This is a genomic window from Streptomyces sp. NPDC025793 (assembly GCF_055558375.1).
Genome location: NZ_JBVHMR010000077.1, coordinates 1 through 19,708, shown reverse-complemented (window position 1 = coordinate 19,708; position 19,708 = coordinate 1). Strand labels below are relative to the sequence as shown.

At 70.4% G+C, this 19,708-nt stretch carries 17 protein-coding genes; 13 read left to right on the top strand and 4 right to left on the bottom strand.

Annotation, left to right across the window (positions count from 1 at the left end; genetic code table 11):
• The first annotated feature begins 534 nt into the window (after window positions 1–534).
• Window positions 535–1,044: a DinB family protein gene (locus tag ACZ4MF_RS46365; protein ID WP_467500140.1), complete on the top strand. Its 510-nt coding sequence runs from the start codon at window positions 535–537 to the stop codon at window positions 1,042–1,044.
• A gap of 1,189 nt (window positions 1,045–2,233) precedes the next feature.
• On the opposite strand, the gene ACZ4MF_RS46360 is transcribed toward ACZ4MF_RS46365, so the two are convergent.
• Window positions 2,234–3,628: an MFS transporter gene (locus tag ACZ4MF_RS46360; protein WP_467500142.1), complete on the bottom strand. Its 1,395-nt coding sequence runs from the start codon at window positions 3,626–3,628 to the stop codon at window positions 2,234–2,236.
• 153 nt (window positions 3,629–3,781) lie between these two features.
• On the opposite strand from ACZ4MF_RS46360, the gene ACZ4MF_RS46355 reads away from it, so the two are divergent.
• Window positions 3,782–4,171 (top strand): winged helix-turn-helix transcriptional regulator, encoded by a 390-nt coding sequence (locus ACZ4MF_RS46355; RefSeq protein WP_467500138.1) that lies wholly within the window; start codon window positions 3,782–3,784, stop codon window positions 4,169–4,171.
• Between the two features lie 47 nt (window positions 4,172–4,218).
• On the opposite strand, the gene ACZ4MF_RS46350 is transcribed toward ACZ4MF_RS46355, so the two are convergent.
• Window positions 4,219–4,521 (bottom strand): putative quinol monooxygenase, encoded by a 303-nt coding sequence (locus ACZ4MF_RS46350; RefSeq protein ID WP_467500137.1) that lies wholly within the window; start codon window positions 4,519–4,521, stop codon window positions 4,219–4,221.
• 109 nt (window positions 4,522–4,630) lie between these two features.
• Between ACZ4MF_RS46350 and ACZ4MF_RS46345 the strand changes: the two genes are divergently transcribed.
• The 9 genes from ACZ4MF_RS46345 (at window position 4,631) to ACZ4MF_RS46305 (ending at window position 14,612) form a co-directional block, all read left to right on the top strand.
• Window positions 4,631–4,948, top strand: a complete 318-nt coding sequence (locus ACZ4MF_RS46345; RefSeq protein WP_356038468.1) for an ArsR/SmtB family transcription factor — start codon at window positions 4,631–4,633, stop codon at window positions 4,946–4,948.
• A 632-nt stretch (window positions 4,949–5,580) separates the two neighbouring features.
• Window positions 5,581–6,216, top strand: a complete 636-nt coding sequence (locus ACZ4MF_RS46340; RefSeq protein WP_467500135.1) for a hypothetical protein — start codon at window positions 5,581–5,583, stop codon at window positions 6,214–6,216.
• Complete coding sequence (locus tag ACZ4MF_RS46335; RefSeq protein ID WP_467500133.1) at window positions 6,173–6,463, top strand: hypothetical protein; 291 nt, start codon at window positions 6,173–6,175, stop codon at window positions 6,461–6,463. Before ACZ4MF_RS46340 ends, ACZ4MF_RS46335 begins: the two co-directional genes overlap by 44 nt.
• Before the next feature lie 131 nt (window positions 6,464–6,594).
• The gene (locus tag ACZ4MF_RS46330) at window positions 6,595–7,770 is read left to right on the top strand and encodes a tetratricopeptide repeat protein (protein WP_467500131.1); all 1,176 of its coding nucleotides are present in this window, start codon (window positions 6,595–6,597) and stop codon (window positions 7,768–7,770) included.
• Window positions 7,763–10,642 (top strand): CHAT domain-containing protein, encoded by a 2,880-nt coding sequence (locus ACZ4MF_RS46325; RefSeq protein WP_467500129.1) that lies wholly within the window; start codon window positions 7,763–7,765, stop codon window positions 10,640–10,642. Before ACZ4MF_RS46330 ends, ACZ4MF_RS46325 begins: the two co-directional genes overlap by 8 nt.
• Window positions 10,639–11,157 carry a hypothetical protein gene (locus ACZ4MF_RS46320; protein WP_467500127.1) on the top strand — a complete coding sequence of 173 codons (519 nt, stop codon included), beginning with the start codon at window positions 10,639–10,641 and terminating at the stop codon, window positions 11,155–11,157. The genes ACZ4MF_RS46325 and ACZ4MF_RS46320 overlap by 4 nt, the downstream gene beginning before the upstream one ends.
• A gap of 300 nt (window positions 11,158–11,457) precedes the next feature.
• Complete coding sequence (locus ACZ4MF_RS46315; RefSeq protein WP_467500125.1) at window positions 11,458–12,135, top strand: hypothetical protein; 678 nt, start codon at window positions 11,458–11,460, stop codon at window positions 12,133–12,135.
• Window positions 12,136–12,322: 187 nt separating this feature from the next.
• Window positions 12,323–13,513: a cytochrome P450 gene (locus ACZ4MF_RS46310; protein WP_467500123.1), complete on the top strand. Its 1,191-nt coding sequence runs from the start codon at window positions 12,323–12,325 to the stop codon at window positions 13,511–13,513.
• Window positions 13,514–13,730: 217 nt separating this feature from the next.
• Window positions 13,731–14,612 (top strand): alpha/beta fold hydrolase, encoded by an 882-nt coding sequence (locus ACZ4MF_RS46305; protein ID WP_467500121.1) that lies wholly within the window; start codon window positions 13,731–13,733, stop codon window positions 14,610–14,612.
• A 447-nt stretch (window positions 14,613–15,059) separates the two neighbouring features.
• Here the strand turns inward: ACZ4MF_RS46305 and ACZ4MF_RS46300 are convergent, their stop codons facing one another.
• Window positions 15,060–15,899, bottom strand: a complete 840-nt coding sequence (locus tag ACZ4MF_RS46300; RefSeq protein ID WP_467500119.1) for a patatin-like phospholipase family protein — start codon at window positions 15,897–15,899, stop codon at window positions 15,060–15,062.
• A gap of 155 nt (window positions 15,900–16,054) precedes the next feature.
• On the opposite strand from ACZ4MF_RS46300, the gene ACZ4MF_RS46295 reads away from it, so the two are divergent.
• Window positions 16,055–16,711, top strand: coding sequence for a TetR/AcrR family transcriptional regulator (locus ACZ4MF_RS46295; RefSeq protein ID WP_467500117.1), 657 nt, complete (start codon window positions 16,055–16,057; stop codon window positions 16,709–16,711).
• Window positions 16,712–16,771: 60 nt separating this feature from the next.
• Here the strand turns inward: ACZ4MF_RS46295 and ACZ4MF_RS46290 are convergent, their stop codons facing one another.
• The gene (locus ACZ4MF_RS46290; protein WP_467500115.1) at window positions 16,772–18,133 is read right to left on the bottom strand and encodes an AMP-binding protein; all 1,362 of its coding nucleotides are present in this window, start codon (window positions 18,131–18,133) and stop codon (window positions 16,772–16,774) included.
• A gap of 225 nt (window positions 18,134–18,358) precedes the next feature.
• Here ACZ4MF_RS46290 and ACZ4MF_RS46285 point away from each other — a divergent pair, with 225 nt between their 5' ends.
• On the top strand, window positions 18,359–18,877 hold the full coding sequence (locus ACZ4MF_RS46285; RefSeq protein WP_467500113.1) for a P-loop NTPase family protein: 519 nt from the start codon (window positions 18,359–18,361) through the stop codon (window positions 18,875–18,877).
• Window positions 18,878–19,708: the final 831 nt, after the last annotated feature.

Below are 19,708 nucleotides of genomic sequence, written 5' to 3'. Positions count from 1 at the left end.
CAGAAACCGCCACCGTCGCAGCAGCAAAAACAGACCGAGCCACACGCACGACAGTTCCTCCCGACAACACAGTCAGCAAAAACATCAACAAACTCCGCACACCAGCGCCGCCACAGCAAGCGCCGAAGCAGAACATATGGTTTACAGACCACCCAACAATCAACGAACCACCAAACAGACGACCATCCTCTACACAAATCACCCAAAGAGCCCCCCGTACCCGGCGCGGCGGCGCACGGTGCGCCTGTCGAATCACCGCACGACAGACAGCCCCCTCGGCTCCCTACGCACCGGTCGACCGTCACTGTCATGCCCGACCGCGAGAACGGCCCGGTCAGTCCGTGGTGATCGCCTACGGCGCGGGTGCACCGGGTGGGATCGTGCCCAACCAATCGACTTGCACTGAGGGGACCGTACTCATCCGGTCGGCGAACCGACCGAAGCTCGCGGAACGTGAAGCGCTCAGGCACGCTGCAGTGGGTCGGCGAGGCGGGATATGTTCGAGCCCGGACTCGCCATTGAGAGGAACCCACCATGGCCTTCGAACGCATTGGCCCGCCCCTGTTCGGTACGGAGCGTGAAACACTGCGGGCGTTCCTGGACTTCCACCGGGCGACGCTGGCTATGAAGTGCGAGGGTCTGACGGAGGAACAACTCAAGGAGCGGTCGAGCCCGCCGTCGACCCTCTCGCTGCTCGCCTTGGTCCGCCACATGGCCGAGGTCGAACGCGCCTGGTTCCGCAGGGTGTTCGACGACAACACCGCCCCGATGGTCTGGTCGCAGAAGGAATTCGATTTCCAGGCCGCCTACGACATCACGGAGGCGAGCGCCGAGGAGGCGTTCGCGGTGTGGGAGGCCGAGGTCGAGCACTCACGCCGCATCGAGCGGAGCGCCGAATCTCTGGACCTTGCCGGGCACCAGCCGCGCTGGGGCGAGGACGTTTCCTTGCGGATGGTGATGCTCCACATGATTCTGGAGTACGGCCGCCACAACGGCCACGCGGACTTCCTCCGCGAGGGCGTGGACGGCACGGTCGGCGCCTGACCTGAGCACCGGCACCGGACACAGAGCTCCCCCCTCCCTCACGGGCGCGGAGATCACGACCTCGCCACCGTGGTCACGCTGCTCGTAGCAAGCGGGCCACGTGGTTGCCGGCCTCTCCGGCAAAGGGGGCGGGTGGTTCGAGAAACCGGTCTCCTCCGACCGCCCGACGGGTACGGCTGCACACGGCCGTACTCCCGGCACCCGCTCGGGGCACTGCGCTCCACACTCCCACGCCCGAAACGGTTCGGCCCGCTACGGACGCAGTTCCACGGTGATGCGCGGCGACAGCGCGTGCAGGAAGTCGGACGCGTCGTTCGTGGCCACCCGCTCATCGACGTGGTGATCAGCAGGCCGCCGAAGTGACCGGAGAAGGCCATGGCCGGAACGATCAGCGCTCTCCTGCGGCCCGGGCCGGGGCCTGGCCGGTGAAGTGCGCGCAGGTGTTGGCGTTGGCCTCGGTCGTGGTCGCCACGTCGAGATAGGGATACCGGCCCGCCAAGCCTCCTCGGTCGCAGCGGCGCCCGTCGCGGCGAGGAGGGACCGGCACAGTTGATCACGGCCGCCGCGCCGGCCAGCGCGCGGCCGAGCGAGGCACGGTCCTCGACCGATGCCGGCGGGTGAGCCTCCAGCCCGGGTTCGTACGCCAGCGCCTTCGGGTTGCCGACGTCGCGGCCCGAGAGGACCCGCACGAACCCATGCTCCCCTCCCTCACCGCTTCTCGGTCTGCGGGCCGAGTGCCGTGCAGGTCGGCCGGTTTCGGCTGGAGCCCGACCACGGACCTGACCACCCGACGCGCGCCGACACCCTCATGGTCCCGGCTGGGCCGACATCGACCAGGACCCGCCGGGCGAGCTGATCGAGCCGGTACTCACGGCCCACGAGGCCGACGGCGACGAGCACGGACACTTTGGCGCCGGAGACGGGGCGAGACCAACGCCGCCGCGACGAGCGCCGCTTCACGGCCCGTGCCTGTCGAGATCGCGGGACCGACCGCTCGTCGCAGCCCGCATCCAGGCTCAGCGCCGGTTGCCCTGGTGGTGGGCGCAGCGTCTTGGCGCGGTCGTCGTAGCGATTGACGCCTTGTTTGGTCCCGTCGACCAGTCGAGCCGTCGGCGCCGAGTTGTTGCAGGCCAAGGCCCTGTGCGGCGCTACGGAATGTTCCCTGGCCCGGGGCGGTGCCGCCGCCTGGTCAGTGAGTGGCGTTCTCGGCGGCCGGCTTCGTCGCAGCCGGTGGACGCCGCACTGTGGTAACGGATCGCAGCGCGGTGGCGGCGAGCAGCAGAGCGGCGGCGACGAGGCCCGAGCCGACGCGGAAGGCAAGCTGGTAACCACCCGTGAGCGCCGAGGCGTTGGCCGCCCCGTCACGCAGCAGGGATTCGGTGTGCGAGGTGGCGAGCGTGCTGAGGACCGCCAGGCCGAAGGCGCTGCCGATCTGTTGCATGGTGTTGAACATGCCGGAGGCGATCCCCGAGTCCTGGGGCGTGGCCGCTGACATCGCGAGCGTGGCCAGAGACGGCATCGCGAGGCCGAAGCCGATGCCGAGCGGCAGCAGGGCGGGCAGGACGTCCACGGCGTAGCTCCCGCCTGCCGGTACACGGCCGAGGGCGGCGAGACCCGCCGCGATGAGCGAGAGTCCTGGCAGCAGTACGGCACGGGGGCCGAAGCGCGCGATCAGCTGGGGCGAGAGGCCGAGGGACAGGGCGCCGATCGCGACCGAGACCGGGAAGATGCCGAGGCCGGTGTCCATCTCGTCGAAGCCGAGCACCTTCTGCAGGTAGAGCACGCACAGGAACTGGAAGCTGAACATGCCGGCCACCATGAGGGCCTGGATGCCCATCGCGCCTGAGACGTTGCGTGCGCGGAACACACGCAGTGGCAGGAGCGGGTGGGTTGCCTTCGCCTGGCGGGCGACGAATGCCAGGAGCAGGGCGAGTGCCGCGGCGCCGAAGCTGGTCGTGTGTGTGGAAGTCCAGCCGTAGTCGGTGGTCTCGACGATCGTGTAGACGCCGAGCATCAGTGCGGAGGTGACGAGGAGCGCGCCCATGACGTCCGTTCCCTTGTCGAGGCCGACACCGTGCTCGGACGCGAGCACGCGCCCGGCCGACAGTGCGGCCACGATGCCGATCGGGACGTTGACGAAGAAGATCCAGTGCCAGCTGATGGTCTGCGTCAGTGCGCCGCCGGCGAGGAGCCCCATCGAGCCACCGGCGGACTGGACGAAGCTGTAGACGCCGATGGCCTTGGCGCGCTCCTTCGGCTGCGGGAACAGGGTCACGACCATGCCGAGGGTGACGGCGGAGGTCACCGCGCCGCCGATGCCCTGGACGAACCGGGAGGCGAGCAGCACCGCCGGTTCCTGGGACACACCGCACAGCAGCGAGGCGGCCGTGAAGAGGCACAGACCGGCGATGAAGACGCGCTTGCGTCCGATGAGGTCGCCGAGCCGCCCGGCAAGCAGCAGCAGACCACCGAAGGGGACCAGATAGGCATTGACCACCCAGGCCAGGCCCGACGAGGAGAAGCCGAGGTCCTGTTGGATGGAGGGCAGGGCCACGTTCACGATGGTCCCGTCGAGGATGACCATCAACTGCCCGGCACACAACACGGCCAGGGCCGGCCAACGTGATGTCTGTGCTGCCGTGTTGGATCTGCTCACGTGAATTCCTTCCAATGGTGCACGACTTGTTACAGCAGTCATGTTCTGTAACCATGACGTGCGGCGGAAGGAGGCACTTTCATGTCACGCAGTCACACCGATGTGTCCGACCAGGTCGGCAACGAGGCGTGCCCGATCACCGAGGTCCTCGACCACGTCGCGGGCAAGTGGAGCATCGGAATCCTCGTCGCCGCCGCACATGGACCGGTTCGGTTCACCGAGTTGGAACGCAGCATCGCAGGCATCAGCCGACGCATGCTCACCTTGAACCTGCGCAAGCTGGAACGCGACGGCCTGCTCGTCCGGACCGTCTACCCCACCGTGCCGCCCAAGGTGGAGTACAGCCTCACCCCCATGGCCCGCGAACTCCACTCAACCCTCACCGGGCTCGTCGGTTGGGCAGAGCGCCACCGAGCAGACATCACCGCCGCCCGCGCCACCTACGACGCCACCACGGCACCGGCTCCCTGACACCTACCTGCAGGACCGATGTCTGCCCAGAGTCCTGCCCCCTCGCGTCAATAAGGGCTGTGCATGGTGAGAAAGCGAATCTCAAGGTCGGTTTCGAGATAGTCCATGCGCCGCTCCCAGAAGGCCCGCATGTGCGGGAGGGCCAGGTGGGCGTCGAGATCTGCCTCTGAACGCCATGCCTCGTAAAACACGAAGACTCCGGGTTCGTCGCGATCTTCGTGGAAGTGGTACTCCAGGCAGCCGGCTTCCTGCCGGGTCGGCTCGACGAACGACAGCAGCAACTGCTTCAGCTCCGCGGCCCGTTCGGGCTTCGGGCGAGCAGTGCCGACGAGAGTGAACGGCTGAGTCATGGGTCCCTCCCCTACATAGGTACGATCAAATTCGTACCTTGGCAACGCTAGCGAAGCCGAAAGGTATGATGCAAGCCGTACCTTAGGGCTGTGACCGGGAGACTCTCGTATGCGCGACGAAGAAGGCCACCCGTCCGTCGAGGAGATCGAGCTCGGCCCGGTGCTCGCCGCGCTGGCGGACCCGCTGCGCCGCCGGGTGGTGCGCGAGTTGGCGCTCGCTCCCGACGGCACCGCGCGGACGTGCAGCTCGTTCGGATTGCCGGTGTCCAAGGCGACGGTCACCCACCACTTCCGCACGCTGCGCGAGGCCGGTCTGATCCGGCAGGTCGACCGAGGCAACAGCCGTATGGCCAGCCTCCGCCGGACCGACATCGAGCTGCGATTCCCCGGGCTCCTGGACATCGTGAGCGCCGAGACACCATCGTGAGCGCCGGGACGGAGGACCGCGGACGTACAGCGGAAGAGTCATGAGCACCCGGCTGCGGGCCGGGTTCCGATCTTGATCACGGCAGCCATGACCACTCCCGTACGGAGCCTCGTGTCACGGCGGTCCCACGGCGACGTCCCTGATCGCGTGCCCCGAACAGCCGGAAGACGGCGAAACCATGGTGGGCGATCCGGACTCGAACGAGAGCGCCGTTCAGCTCACCGCAGTGCGCGAACACTCGCACCCGCCCCCAGAGCCCCACCGGCATCAGCGTCGCCGAGGCCGCGCGGATGCAGTCGCGTGCGAAGGCGTTGGCGCCCTGCCCTCCTCATCCCCCGGCGCACGTCCCACGTATTCCAACACCCCATCGATCGCGCGGTGTTGACCTCCGCGCGATGCTTGCTTGCCTCTGCGCGCCGGGTGACCGGATGCGGTGCCAGCGAGGGGGCGGCTGCCGATGCGGGTGCGTACTGTCGTGCGGTGGCCGGGGTCAACGCCGAGGCACTGCCGGCCCTCGTGACGGCGGCGGTCACCGGCGTGCTCGGCCTGTCCGGCGCCGTGTCCACCTCCGTCGTCAGCAGCGCCATTCCCGCCGCCCTCGCCGCGTCGGCGCTCTCGGTGCTACGTGACCGGTGGAGCGCCGAGACCGAGCCCGATTCACGCGCGATCCTGCTCGCCGCCCACCAGTCCCTGGAGCGGCTGCCGCGCACATCGAGCGGATCGGGGTCATCGAGGCGGCACTCTCCGAGCGCCGGGCTGCCCTCGAAGAAGGGTCCACCATCACGGTTCCGCGCGGCAACGACATCACCGAGTACCTGGCGAAGGCACGGAACGAGGCGAAGGAGTGGATCTTCCGTGGCGGCACTGCGACGTTCGTACGGGCCGTTGTCCTTCCCGAGCGCATACAGCGCGCCCGCAGCAACCACCGCCCGCTGCGTGTCCGAATGGAGATCCTCGACCCCGGCAACGTCGCGCTCTGCGAGCGCTACGCCCATTTCTTCCGGCATGGCGTCGAGGACCCCAACGAGGACGAGCAGACTTGGACAGTCAAGGGGACGCAGGTGGAGCTGTTCGCCACCATCGTTGCCTCGTGCTGGTGCAAGCAGCGCTACCCGCCGCTGGACATCAGCGGTCGCGCTCTCGCCGGCCATGACTCTCTTTCGCTGGGACATGACGCAGAACCGCCTCTTCATCACGGAGCGCGGTCCGCGCTTGCCGGCACTGATGATCACCGAGGGGCGCTTCTGCTCCGACTACTGGCGCAATGAACTGCGCCGTTCCTGGCGCAACTGGCTCTCCGACGGCGGCGCACGTTTCGCCCGCCTGCCCTCACCCGACACGATGCCCGCCGTCCCCACCGCCGACGAGGATCCGGACGCGGCCGACGCCACCGCCCGAGGCATGGCCAGTGAGCTCGTCCTCGCCTGCTACGGCCGAATTCCGCTGGACTCCCTGAAGCTCGGCGGCAACCGACGCCTCTTCGATCAACTCGTGGACTGGGACCCGGAGCCGTAGGCCGCGACGGTGTGCCGACCGCTTCATCGAGGACCTGCCGGACGGCCGTGAACGCCCTCGTGGTGGAGAGTGGCGTTCTGGTATGCAAGGAGGGAAAGGAAGGCCGTGGCGGAGGAGACGGGGGTGACGCCGTGGCGGAGTACCACGTGGACTGGCCGTGGCTGTTGGCGAGGCCGGACGTGCGCGGGGACGAGGCCCTGCGCGGGGTGAAGGAGGCCGGATCCGCTCCGGACCGGGAGCGGTGGTTGGGCGTCCTGTCCGACGCCGCGTCCGGCGCCGACCCGGCAGCGGTCGAGCGCTACGCGATCGGCCTGGCGCAGGCCGGCCGGTACGCCGAGTCGCTCACGTTCTGGCGGCTGCTGGTGGAGCATCTGCCGGGAAGCGCACGCGTTCGGCTGAACATGGCCTCCTGTCTGATGAGCGCCGGGCGCCTGGACGAATGCGCCCATGTGCTGGAGGAGTGCGCCCGGCGCTGCCGTGACGACGATCCGGCCTACCCGATCTTCCGTCGGCGGCTGGCCGAACTGGGGGCGCTGCGCGGCCAGTTGGGCAGGGAGCAGCGCCTGCTGGAGACCCGTGCGGACGCCTACCGGGAGCTGGCCGCCCAGGGCCGTGCCTCGATCACGGACCTCAAGGAACTGTGCCGGATCCTGGCCACCCTCGCTCAGCAGCCGGGCAGCGGTGTCACCGCGTCCGAGGTGGCGGAGGTCGCGGAGCGGATCCACGCCCAGGCACCGGACGACGTGGGAGGCCTGGAACTCCTCTGCATGGCACGGATACTGGCGGACGACCAAGACGGAACGGCTGAGGTGCTGCGCCGGCTGGAGCGGGTCGCCCCGGACTCGCCGGTGCTCGCGGCCGCCCGCGAGCAGGTGACCGACCCCCGATTCCGCGAGCGCTCGGGCGAGCTGAAGCGCCGCTGGGACGACATCTGCCGCCGGGCCTCCGACGGCGACCCCGGTGCCGAGGACGAGCTCCGCCGCGAGCTCCGCAGCCACCCGCACGTCGAGCAGCTCGGGGTCGGCCTGCTCTTCGCCGTGTACGGCCGGGCTGCGGACGGCCGCGGCGACTACGACGAGGCGCGCCGGCTCGCCCTCGAACTCGCCGCCGCTCCACGGGCGGGACACCACACCCACTTCCACGTCGCGCAGTTCCTGTGGAACCTCGGCGAACGCGACGAGGCACGACGGCAGTTCGGCCTCGCGCTGACGACCTCGGAGACCGAGGAGGATCGCGAGACGGTACGGCTGGCCGCGCGTACCGTAGGCGCGGAGATCGCCGATCCGGCGGGGGGCGTGGGTGGGTGACCGTGAGCGGCGCGTTGCCGCGCTGCTGATGGAGGCGGACAGTCTGCGGCGGGCCGAGTACGTGCTCTTCACTCATGCACCGGGCATCGATCTCGCCGTACTGGTACGGGAGTTGCAGGACGGGCGGCGCGCCTTCGAGAGGGCCGGGCAGGCGAAGGCGGCGGCGCTGGTGGACTTCTATGTGTCGCTGGTGGAGGAGCTCACGCCGGCACTGCGGGAGGCCGACCGGCGTCGTGGCGCGGAGCCCGCCGACACCTGGGAGCCCATCGAGCGGGATGCCTCAAGGCTGATCGCGCAGGGGCGACTGGACGCCGCCCTGGACCTGGTGCGGTCCGCGGGCGCTGCGCTGCCCCCGGACTCCTATGCCGTCGGGCGGATGTTCGGGATGGAGTGGCGGGTCGCCGAGGCCATGGGGGCCGCCGGGCGCCACCGCGATGCACTGCGGATCCTGGACGGCCTCGCCGGGGAGATCGGCACCACCGACGATGTGATCCAGCCGGGCCTGCGACTCCGCCTGCACCGGTTACGCGGCGGGCTGTACCGGGCGGAGGGTGAGTACGAACGCGCCTGTTCCGAGTACCGGGCGGCGCTCGATGCCGTGTCGTCGATCGGGGAAACCGGCGACGAGCTCGATATTCGGAGCGAGTTGGCGGACACTCACGCTGCCGCCGGGCGGAGCCGGCCGGCGGTGCGGGAATGCCGCCGGGTACTGACCCGCGCCGAGGCGGTGGGCGCCGGACCGGTACCGCGGGCGCGGGCGCTCAACCGGCTCGGAGAGGCGTACCGGCAGGCGGGCGACGCCGCGGCGGCCCGGCGCTGCTTCCGGCGCACGCTGGAGCTGGCCGGTGACGCCGGGGCCGATGACCCGCGCGTGCTGCGGGCTGCGGAGGCCTGGGTCGGGCTCGGGGACCTGCTGGTGGACGAGGACGACCATGCGGGGGCCGCGGACGCGTATTTCCAGGGCCTGTTGAAGTCGATGACGGTCAATCGGGACGCCACCGCGCAGGGTATGGGGATGGTCGCGTCGCGCATGGAACGGCTCAGGGCTCCGGAGGCGGAGCTGCTGCTGCGCACGGCGGAGGTGTTTCGCGACTCGTTCCCCAAGGACGGCCGGTACTGGGGGCATCATCTGCCGTTCCGGCTGGCCGAGGCGGAGGCGCTGGCAGCGTCGGGAGACACGGGCGGCGCGGCCGCGGCGTTGCGGGTACTGCGGCAGGAGGCGCTCGGGCGCCGGGCCGATCTGGCGACACTTCTGCGACTTGAGGTGCGGCTGGCGAGGACGCTGAGGGCCGACAGGACGGACGGGGCGGGCGCGGTCGGCGGGGTGGGCGCGGATTCGCGAGCGCGCAGCGGTGCGGACCGGCAGGCGGCCTTCGACCTGTTGTGGGCGCGACGCTGCGCGCTGCGGCGTACGGTCTCCGGACGTGGCGGCGAGGCGCGGGAGGACCTGTCCGCGCTGGTGACGCGGCACCAGGACTGCTACGGCCTGATGATCGGCATGCTGCTCGACCACGACGGGGCCGAGCTCGCCCTGCCGGAGGGAGAGCCGGAGGGCGAGCTGCAAGGAGTCGGGGCGGTCGAGCTCGCCTTCGATCTCCATGAGGAGTACCGGGCGTGGGCCGAGGGGGCCTCGGCGCCCACGGGCGTGCCCGAGACACCGGCGACCTTGCGTGAACTGCGGGCCTGCCTGGCAGCGGATCCGGACGCCCGCCACTGCGCGTTCGTCTCCTACTTCTGCTGCGCTGAGAGCGGCGACGAGGGCGGCTGCGTCGTCTTCGTCGTCCACGCCGACACCGGACGGCTGACGGTCTTTCAATCTCCGCTGGGCGGCCGCGAGATGCAGCGGGCGGCGGGACGGCTGCGGCGGGCCTTCGACGGCGACGCGGACGCCTTCCCGCCGCTGCCTCCGCTTCCGGCACGGCGGCCGTGGCGCCGGAAGCTGGACTTCTTCGAGGACTTGGCCCCGGGACTGCTGGCCTTCCTGCCCTCGGTGACGGGACGGGAGCTGCTCTGTGTCGCGGCCGACCCGGCGCTGCAAGCACTGCCCCTGGCGGCGCTACCGCTGCCGTCTGCGGACGAGGACGCGCAAGGAGGCCGAACGCCGCTCGCCCACCGCCACGCCGTCGTTCAGGTGTCCAGCGCCACCGCCCTGCTGCGTACGGTCGCCCGGCCCCCCGCCCCGGCCGACGGCGGCGTCCTGGTCGCGGGCGTCGCGGCCGAGGAGGACCCGGACCCGGAGCGCCTGGAGCACGACATCGACTTCATTGCCCCCCTCATCGCCCCCGGGCACGCCGGCCGGCACGCGGTGACCGAAGTCGGCCGGCTGTCCGCCACCCCGGACGCCGTACTGGCCGCTCTGCGCACCGCACGCGTCGCCCACCTCACCGGGCACGGCTGGTTCGACCGCGCCGAGCCGCTCGACTCCGGGCTGTTGCTGGCCCACGACGGGCAGCGCCCGAGCAAGTACCCACCGGAGGTGGAGATCCGGACCCGGCTCCGGCACCTGCTGACGGCCCGCCATGTACTGGACGCCGGGCTGCGGTTGGACCTGCTCACACTGCGCGCCTGCTCCACGGCACGCCGCGATCTGCACAGCACCGGGGACCTCCAGGGGCTGGCCCACCTCCTCCAGGCCTCCGGTGTGCGGTCGGTCGTCGGCACGTTGTGGGACGTGGACGACACCAGTTCACGACGGCTCTTCGCGGACTTCTACCGCCGGCTGTCCACCACCCCCGCAACACCCTGGCGGGCCCTGTGGGAGGCCCAGCGCGCGATGCTCGCGGGGGACGGCACGGCGTACGACACGCCCTGGCAGCGTCACCCGTACCATTGGGCCGCGCTCGCGCTCTTCGGAGATTGGAGAATCCGGTGACATCGCCGACGCCGTTCGCTCAGGCAGACCTCACGGACCGTCAAGTCATCCTCATCCTCCAGGAGTTGACGGAGGAGCTGACAACCGGCGCGGCCGCGGATTCGATGCCGCTGGACCAGGAGGAGGCGCTCCTCCTGCTGGACGCCCTGCGCGGCGCCCGGCCGGAGTCCGAGTCGCAGGCGGCCCCGGCCGTCCCCGAGGGTGCTGCGGCCCGTGCCGCCGCCCGCCGCCTGCTCGCTGTGCTCGCCGAGGAACCCGCCGGCGCGGACTTCGCCGCCGAGTTGCTCGCCGATCCACCCAACGACTCGCGGCTGGGCGGCGAACTGGCCGTTCCAGGCGTCGTCGTTCTGGCCGGTACGGTGGCCTGGCTCCAGACGAAGGTCGACATCCGCTTCAAACGAGGCGGCGGCAAGACCGAGTTCGAATTCCGGCTGGGCAAGGAGGCCGCCGACGGGTCCACGCTGCGTGAGCTGGCCGCCGCCGTCGCCCGCCTGCTCGGCTGGTCCCGACAGTAGTCACACCACCCGTACTCGCCCAGCCGACCGACCGGACCGACCGGGGTGCGGAGCCGGGAGCGAGGATCGGCGAGGCGCGGACGATCGTACGTCCACCGCGCCTCGTCTCGCCTCGCCGCTCAACCCGGCGCGGCAGCCAGCCACCAGGTCACCCTCGTTACCGAATGCGGACAGAACCCGATGAACAACTCGCGTTCAAGCGTCATCTGACGGGGTGTGACGAACAGCGGATCCGGCCGGCCGCCCTGTGGGGGGCCGGCGGAAGTGCCGCATCCTGGTATCCCATGGGGGGCTCCGATCATGACCACGCGCCGTACTCGCCGTACCGCCCGTTCCGCCGCACTGGCGGCGGTCGCCGCCGCTGTGGCACTCTCGCTGACCGCCTGTCAGGGCGGGGCCAAGGACGCCGCCACCGGCTCGGGGAAGAAGGTCTCCAGCTCCACCTCCGCCTCCCGCCCCGCCGGTAGCGGTGATGCACCCAGCAACGCCGAGGCCGACGTGCCGACGTCGACGACCGCCACGCATCACTCCGGCACCGCACCCGCCTCCGGGAACGGAAAAGCGTCCCCGGTCCGCACCCGGACCCTGGTGGACGGCAGCAAGGCCGAGATCTACGAGCTCGGCGCCCAGCGCTACCGCGCCAAGATCGTCCACGGCGGTGAGGTCCTGGCGACGCTGGAGACGAACCAGCACGACGCCGGGCTCGACGCCAACGACATGTTCGTCGTACTCACGCTGGACGGCCAGGTCCACTCCTGGACGGGCGGCGGTCACCAGGGACCGGGCACCTTCAAACTTGCGGGCGGTTGGACCGCCAAGGTCACGAAGATCGGCGACGACCGGTACCGCGCACAGATCCTCGGCAACGACGGCGCGGTGGACGGGACGCTGGACGCGAACCAGCACGACGTCGGGGTCGACGCCAACGGCGTATACGTCGCGCTCAGCTTCGGCGGCGTGATCAGCGCCCACATGTAAGGGCCGTCAGCATTGCCTTCCTCTACAGTCCATTGCAACGCCGCATTGCATTCGGCTACAGCGCCATTGCATCAATTTACCGCCATTCACCTGGGTAAATAGGGTTTGATTGATTGACAGCCATTCCGAACTCGCCGTAGCTTTCGAGCCGTGTTAAACACGTACTATCGCGAGATGAGGAACGGCCATGGGTGAATCGCTCCACACCGTCACAGCTCTGCCGGAGGCCCGTCGGCCCGGGTGCCCCTTCGATCCGCCGGCAGAGCTGATCGATGCCCGTCGGCACGGCCCCATCAGCCGCTACACCCACCCCGGCGGCAGACCCGGCTGGCTGATCACCGGATACGACCTGGTCAGGTCGGTCCTGGCCGACTCGCGGTTCAGCTCGCGCAAGGAACTTCTCAACGTGGGCGACTTCGAGGTTCCTCCGGCACCGCCCGGCGAGTTCCTCCTCACGGACGACCCACAGCACAGGCGCTACCGGAAGCCGCTGATGGGCAAGTTCACGGTACGGCGGATGCAACAGCTCACCGAGCGCGTCGAGCAGATCACCGCCGCCCGCCTGGACGCCATGGAGAAATCCGGGCCGCCGACGGACCTGGTGACCGCGTTCGCCAAGCCCATCCCCGCCATCATCATCTGTGAGTTGCTGGGGGTGCCGTACGAGGACCGGGGTTCCTTCCAGGAACAGATCGACGCGTTCCTCGGCGGGGAGACTACCGAGGAGGAGCTGATAGCGGCCTACACCGCGACCCAGGAATACCTCGCGGGGCTGGTGGCCGCCAAGCGCGCGAAACCCACCGACGACGTACTCAGCGACCTCACCGACAGCGATCTGACGGAGGAGGAGCTGAGGGGGATCGCTCTGATTCTGCTGGCAGCCGGGTTCGACACCACCGCGAACATGCTCGCGCTGGGCACCTTCGCGCTGCTGCGCAACCCGGAGCAACTGGCCGCGCTGCGTGCCGATCCCGCGCTCATCGACCGGGCCGTGGAGGAACTGCTGCGGTACCTGAGCGTCGCCAAGACGTTCATGAGGACCGCGCTCGTGGACATCGAGCTGGGCGGACAGACCATCGAGGCGGGCACGACGGTCGTGCTGTCGTACAACACCGCCAACCGCGACCCCGAGCGCTTCGCGGATCCCCACCTGCTCGACCTCCACAGGCAGGACGGCGGGCACCTGGCCTTCGGTCACGGCATCCACCAGTGCCTGGGACAGCAGTTGGCCCGCGTCGAGATGCGGGTCGCGTTCCCCGCACTGGTCAACCGCTTCCCCACGCTGCGCCTGGCCGTCCCCGACGAAGAGGTCGGCCTGCGCCCGGAGACCGCGGACATCTACGGGGTGAAGAGCCTCCCGGTCACCTGGGACGCGTGACCGCGCGCCGGTGAGACGAAGCCCGGGGACACGCCACAGGCCTGCGTGTCCGGACTCGTCGCCAGCGCCCCGAGCGCGGTCGGACCGGCCCCTGGCCCCGACCGGGAGTGCCACGGCGCCGACGTGAACGACGGCCGTCGTGCGGCGGCCGACGTGCGGCGGGGGGGCACCGACAATCCCGGTGCACTCCGCCAGCCGGTACTGGCAAGATCCAAGTATGCCGATTGTCGACGTGTCGCCCGGAGTGTCCATCGCCTACGAGTGCTTCGGCGACCCCGGCGACCCCCCTGTGCTGCTCGTGATGGGCTTCGGCGCTCAGATGATCGCCTGGCACGAGGACTTCTGCCGTGCGCTGGCAGAGCGTGGCCGCTTCGTGATCCGGTACGACAACCGCGACAGCGGCCTGTCCACCAGGTTCGACGATCACCCCGTGGACATCAGTCAGTTCATCGCCGCTGTGAGCTCGGGAGACATCCCTTCCGCCCTCGCGATGGTTCCTTACGGACTGCAGGACATGGCCGACGACGGCCTGGGCCTGCTCGCCGCGCTCTGCATCGAACGCGCTCACGTGGTCGGCGCGTCGATGGGCGGCATGATCGCCCAGACGATGGCCATCACCCAGCCGGAGCGAGTGCTGACGCTGACGTCGATGATGTCCTCGACGGGTGAGAGCGAGTACGGCCGGCCCAGCCCCGAGGCCCAGGCGGTGCTGTTCAGCCCGAAGCCGCCGGACCGCGAGGGGTACATCGCCGCGGCGGATCGGGAACTGGTGTGGGCGTCCAGGCGCTACGGCGACCCCGCGGCCGTTCGAAAGCTGGCTGCCGACAGCTACGACCGCGCCTACCACCCCGCCGGGGTGGGACGTCAGCTCGGAGCGATGGTCCTCAGCGGCTCACGCGCGGACGCACTCCAGGAGCTGCGGGTGCCGACCCTGGTGATCCACGGCCTGGACGACACGCTGATCGACGTCAGTGGCGGGCAACGCACCGCCGACCTGGTGCCCGGCGCCAAGCTCCTTCTGGTCCCCGACATGGGGCACGACCGCCCACGCGAGCTCTGGCCCGTACTCATCGATGCCGTGGGGGCCCACACCAGCTGAGCGGCGGTGCGGGCAGGCCGAGGTTCCAGGCTCCAGGCACCCCTCTGTCGGGCGGAGAGAGGTGGTCGAGCGATGGCTGCGCGCCTGGATCACGCGGGCCGGCCGGCCTCCGCCGCTGCGACCAACACATCCGGCACCGCGCACAGTTCGGCCGGCCCGGCCGGGATGGCATCGGCGGGACCGTGCGGCGGCGACGGGGTTGACCGCGGGGCGCGTGCCCTGCGGGTCCGCCGCAGCCTCGGCGTGGGCAAGGAGCGCGCCGTTGTCGAGTGTTGGGGTGCCGAGGTCGTCGCTGAGCCGCCGCAGTGACGCCGCGAGCAGGTCGATCGGGTGAGTGAACGCGCGGAACCTCAGGTGCCATCCACAAGGATCTTCCTCGCGCCTTACGGCAGACGACCTCGACTCAGGCGCCCGAGGAATGCTGGGCCACGCACATTTGACTCCACGTCACCCCTGCCAGATGTCGGCCACCGACGGGGCCACCGCGCCGGCCTGGGTGTGGCCCGCGCGGGCGGCGGCCGGGCGGCGCGTGTCATCCACCAGGTTGCGGCCCATCGTGCGGCGCGAAGCGCGGTCCGGGGACAGCAGGAGGACGCGCGTGCCGTCGTCGGACAGTTCCGCGGCCTGCTGCGGGGCGCTCGGATGCGGCCCGACCGCCTGCGGGATCGGCACGACCGCCAGCACCCGCCGGTACCCGCGTGCCAGCTGGAGGTTGGCGGTCGAACGGCTGCCGCCGTCCATCCAGCGCCGGCCCGCCACGGTGACGGGCGGCCATACGAGGGGTACGGCGCAGCTCGCCGCGACCGCTTCGAGGAGTGTCGTTCCGGAGCGTGAGTCGAACACCCCAAGTTGTCCCGTCCGTGCGTCGACCGCGGTGATGCGCAGCTCGCGCTCGGGCCAGTCGCGGACGTCGCCCAGAAGCGTGCCGACCGTGTCGAAGACCTCCGACTCCGGACCGGTCGTGGCGTGTAGCGCTGCCCGGCCGAGGCGTTGGACGGATCGGTGGGGATCGCGGGAGCCCAGCGCCGCCCAGAGGAAGCGCGCCGTCTGGCGTGCGGTCACCGGCAGTTGGACCGCGTCCGCTCCGTTCAGCTGACGCTCGTACAGATCCGCGGCCGGGACGCCGGCCAGGAGCCGGGATCCGAAGACGGCACCGGCTGAGGTGCCGATCACGACGTCGGCGCTGCGGCGATCGATCCCAGCTTCGGTGAGCCCTGCGAGCACTCCGGCCAGCCAGGCCCCGCCCACCGGTCCGCCGCCGCCGAGTACGAGTGCGGTGTCGGACACGATTCCCCCCTGCCCCGTGAACGGCATGCCCGTGACGCCCGCGAACGGCGCGTCCACGGAAGCAAAACGGGGAGTTTCCCCCGGTCGCCGGGTTGACGATAGCATCCGTACCGGGGAATGTTCCCCGGTACGGGGATCGAGGTGAGGGAGACACGATGGGCGACCGTCCACCGGTAGGACGCCGCGACGCGCTGCGCAACCGGAAGCTGCTGACGGACAAGGCCCGCGAGGTCTTCGCCGAACAGGGCCTGGATGCCCCGCTCGATGACATCGCACGGCGGGCGGGCGTGGGCAACGCCACCCTCTATCGCCACTTTCCGAGCCGTGCCGCGCTCGTCGACGAGGTCTTCCGGGATGCGCTCACCGAGACCACGGCGGCGGGCGAGCGGGCACGAACCGCGGAAGACGCGTGGACGGGACTGACGGAGTACCTACGCGCGGTGTTCACGGGCTTGGCCGCAGACCGCGGCACCAACGACCTCATGACCACGAACCTGGAAGGCGTCACCTCCCTGGAGGCGATCCACGCCCACAACCGCACCACCATCGACGGGCTGATCCGGCGCGGTCAGGAACAGGGCACCATCCGCCCGGACCTCACCACCGAGGACCTGCTCTTCGCGCTGGCAGCCCTGGGCCGGGCTGTTCCCGCGCTCACCACGGTCGCTCCGGATGCCTGGCTCCGCCCGCTCGCCCTCCTCCTCGACGGCCTTCGCGCCCACCCCGCCACGCCCCCTCTGCCGACACCGGCCCTCACGCCTGCCCATCTCGGCACGGTCCTGCTCAATCTGGGCCCGCACAGGCGGCGTTGAGAGGTTCCCGACTCACGCGGTCGCCCCGCCCCGATACACCACCGACTCGGCGTATCGATTTCAGTGCCCGGGGCTCGCGAGGGCGGAGTCCACGTCCATGCGACCTTGGATGACGAGGTTGGCGTCTTCGGTGAGGCGGGCGAGGAGACCGGTCTTGCAGAATCCGTCGGCGGTGAAGGCGCGGGTGTTCCGGTCGGGGGCCTTGTAGTAGCCGCGCAGGGTGCAGGGGCCGCGGGTCCAGAGCTCTCCGAGGGTGCCTGCCGGTACGTCGGTGCCGTGCGAGTCGGTGATGCGGATCTCGTCCCCGGGCGAGAGAGGGCGACCATGCGTGTGCCGGATGACCTCGTCGGTGTCGGTGAGGCGGGTGAGCGAGAGCAGTCCTTCAGCCATCTCGAAGACCTGTTGGAGGCGGCAGTCGAAGGCTTGCGGGATGCGCGCCGCCAGCTCGGGGTGGGGGCGTGCGCCGCCGATCTGGATGAGGCGCAGGCTGGAGAGGCCCGCGCTGACCGTCGAGGAGGCGTCCAGCCACAGGTGCGCGTCGGCTGGGACGAGGGTGGTGACGGTGACCTTCTCCGTCTCGATCACACGGAAGGCATCAACGGGGTCCGGGTCGTCGATCAGTACGACGGTGCCGCCGCCGGCGAGGGTGCCGACGATGCCGGGACAGCCGAAGGTGAGGTTGGACGAGGCCGGGAGGACCGCGAGGTAGACGTCTTCGGGGCCGAGGCCGATCAGTTCGGCTGCGGCTCGGGTCTGGTACGCGTAGTCGTTGTGGGTGCGCGGGACCAGCTCGGCTGCCGCGGTGCTCCCGCCCGACAGCAGGAAGAACGCGACGTCGTCGGGGTTGTGCGTGCGGTCCGGGTCGCGCGGCGCGTCCACGGAATGGAGAGGGAAGAACAGGCATCCGCTGGGTGCGGTGGCGAAGCCTCCTCGGGTGTCTCCGGGGTCGTGGAGGGTGAAGGCACGGCGCAGACGCGGATGGTCGACGCTGATCTCCGCGGCCATTGCGGCGTGGTCGAAGCCGCGGTGGAGGCGGGGGCCGATGTAGGCAGCCGCTTCGGTGAGGCGCGCGAGACATCCGATCTCGTCGGCGCGGTGCGAGGTGGGCGCGAGGACCGGGAGGGCACCGGCCCGCATGAGGGCGTAGACGGTGATGACGCACTCGGGCACATTCGGAAGCTGGACGATGACCCGGTCGCCGGGACGGATGCCCCGGAGCGTGAGCCCGGCGGCCACACGGTCGACGCGGCGGTTCAGTTCGCGGTAGGTGAGGCGACGATCGCCGTGGACGAGGGCGGTGCGCGTGGCGTACGTGCGGGCGTGCTCGGCGAGGAGTTGGGGCAGGGCGGCGCCCTGGTAGTAACCGTGGTCGTAGTAGCGGCCGTTGATCTCGGGCAGGAGCGGGGTGCAGCCGTGCAGCATGGTGCGGACTCCTTCCTGGTGGCGTGGATCGCCGACCGTGTGTACGGGTCCCGCGCCATCCATGTCCGTCTGCGCCGACCGATCGTCAGTGTCGTGGACACGATCCCGGGTCGGGCAGTAGAGGATCATCCGAGGAACCGCCTGGTGCGGCGGTGCGGTCGACCAACGGCGGCCCGGAGATCACCGCGTCGGCCCGGCAGTGCGCGCCAGGGTTAAGGTGCGTCTGTGGAGCGGATCCTGGTGGTGGGAGTGACCGGTGCGGGCAAGTCCACGCTCTCCCGGGCCCTGAGCGGTCGCCTGGGCCTGCGGTACCACGAGATGGACGCTCTGTACTTCAACGGCCCCGGCTGGGCTGTGAACAACAGGTTCGCCGAGGAGGTGTCAAGGCTCTCCGCCGAGTCCGGCTGGGTCATCGATTCCCTCGGCCATCCCGAGGTCCGTGATCAGCTGTGGGCGCGGGCCGACACCGTGATCTGGCTGGACTATCCCAGACGCGTCATCATGCCCCGCGTGCTGCGCCGGTCCCTCCGGCGCACCATCACTCGCGAGGTTCTCTTCGGCGGCAACAGGGAGACCTGGACCGACTGGCTGACGCGGGAGCATCCGGCCTGGTGGGCGTGGTCCCAGCACGCGTCCCGCCACGACGAGGTCGAACGCCGTGTCCGCGACCCCCGCTTCGCCCCTCTCGCCACCATCCGCTTCCGCCACCCCGACGAGACCGCTGCGTGGCTGGCGTCGCTCTGACCTCACGGCGAATCACAGGGCGGCGAGTCCTGCGAGGCCGGTGCGGGCGGGCGTCGGTGAGCGCCAGGGGACAGGTCGGCGCCGCACCAGGGGCTCTGCGAGGGAAGCCGAGGGGTCGTGTCCGTTCCGCTGTGTCAGGCGAAGGCGCGCACGGCACGCTCGTCCGCGTCCATCCGCAGACGGTCACCGGGTTCTGCCTCGTCCGGGGGGGCGGAGAAACGATGAGTACGCGGCTGGAGGCGCCGCCACACCGTCATATGCCCAACGTGCCGACCCTGCCGAGGGCAGTCCCGGTGACCCGTGACACCGCCGAGCAGGCCCTGCCGGAATGGGGCATCGGACTGCGGCACCCCGTCGTGGCCCCGGCCCTGCTCATCCCCAGCCCCCAGCGGCACCCCGCAGCGGCCTCGACACGGTACGCCGCTTCTCCGGCGCGATCGGCTGGGTAGTCGCCCGCGGCAGCGGGCCGGTCATCCTCGACCTTGGCGAACTGCGCGGCCGGTCCGCCGAGGGCCGGCCGGCCATCACCGAGGCCGCCCGCTCCCTCGCCGGTTCCGGCCGCGGCCTGGAGCCGGCCGGAGTGACCCCGCCACACGTTCGTACCGTCCCGTCCCCCTCGCCATGTCTATGAAATTGCTAACATTGGAAATTAGGAAGGTCGTCACCGCGGAATGTGAGCGGCCCGGACGCTCGGTGCGGGTTCGGCTCTCCCGGTGCCAGGCGCGAGGATGGGTCGCATGTTCTTGACGAGTGGGTGGATGCGATGCCGAGTGCACCGGCTGGTGAGGCCGTGTCGTGCTGGACGGGGGACGGCACGGTGAGTACGCCGCT